1 protein-coding gene is annotated in these 1,316 nt (G+C 37.6%); it reads left to right on the plus strand.

The annotated features are described in order from the left end of the window. Positions 1–1,311: Piwi domain-containing protein (locus ES017_RS15035; protein ID WP_253263413.1), on the plus strand; the 1,311-nt coding region annotated here is incomplete at its 5' end. Positions 1,312–1,316 lie beyond the last annotated feature (5 nt).

Consider the following 1,316-nt stretch of genomic DNA (forward strand, 5'->3'; position numbering starts at 1 on the left):
ATCATTAAGTTGCCACCGAATGAGAAAATGCCGAAACTTTATCAAGAGATATTTCGTTTGTTGCAATATCAGAACATGTTGACTTTCAGAAAAGAAAACGTTCGGGCGGCAAATCTTAATTACGATATTTTTAATCTCTCCCCACCGTTAATGGAATTTGGTCGAGATTATAAAACAACGAAAGTGTCTGATGGTTTAGGTCAAGCTGGTGTTTATGAGCCGAAGAGTGTCACCGTTAGCTATTTTGTTGATCCAGAATTAAATTACGATCAAAGGAAGAAAGATGAAATATTGGATTTTACAAAGAAATTACAAGATTTATCTGAAAAGCTAGGTGTAAAGTTAAATGTCTCGAAAAAACCGCGTCAGTTATTTGGAGTATTGCCTGTCGATTTTTTCAAAAGTGAGCGTCTTTCGTTCGAACTAAAGTCGATCGCTGATGCGTTCGATGGGACTGTTATTGTCATTGGAACGGAAGAAAATATCGATCGAGCATATGTGGCAATTAAACGAGAATTTGGTGCGAAAGCAGATATAATGACACAGTTTGTCATATTTGATTCGTCAGTTGTAAAAAATTTGTACTATCAATATAATGTGCTACTAGGAATTTACGCAAAATCGGGAGTTCAGCCATGGATTTTGTCAGATGAGATGAATTCAGATTGCTTTATCGGTTTAGATGTCAGTCATGAACATGGAAAACATGCTTCTGGGATTATTCAAGTGATCGGAAAAGACGGGCGAATGATCAAACAAAAATCAGTCATGACTGCTGTAGCTGGTGAAACGATTGCCAATCGTACAATGGAAGAAATTATAGATGAGAGTATATTTAGCTATGAGAAAATATATGGAATGAAGCCAGCTCATATTACATTTCACCGCGATGGCGTATGTCGCGAAGATTTAGATCATTTAACACGGTATATGCAGTCATTCCAAATCCCATTTGATTTCGTTGAAATTATTAAAAGACCGCGAAGAAGAATGGCTGTATACACAAACGGACGTTGGTTTACTGTGCAAGGATTATGTTATGCGAAGGAAAGGATGGCTTATTTATGTGCAACTGATCCAAGAGAATCTGTAGGAATGGCGCAAGCTGTAAAGATTGTTCAAAAGACGCAATGTTTGTCTATTCGGGATATCGTTTCAGATGCATATAAGCTATCATTTATGCACATCCATTCTATGCTGAAAACACGTTTGCCAATCACCGTTCATTATGCTGATTTAAGTTCAACCTTTCATAATCGAGGGTTGATCCATCCACGTTCAGTCCATGAACAAGCGTTGCCGTTTGTGTGAGGGAT

This window comes from Anoxybacillus sp. EFIL, from assembly GCF_013096955.1.
Classification (GTDB): domain Bacteria; phylum Bacillota; class Bacilli; order Bacillales; family Anoxybacillaceae; genus Anoxybacillus; species Anoxybacillus ayderensis.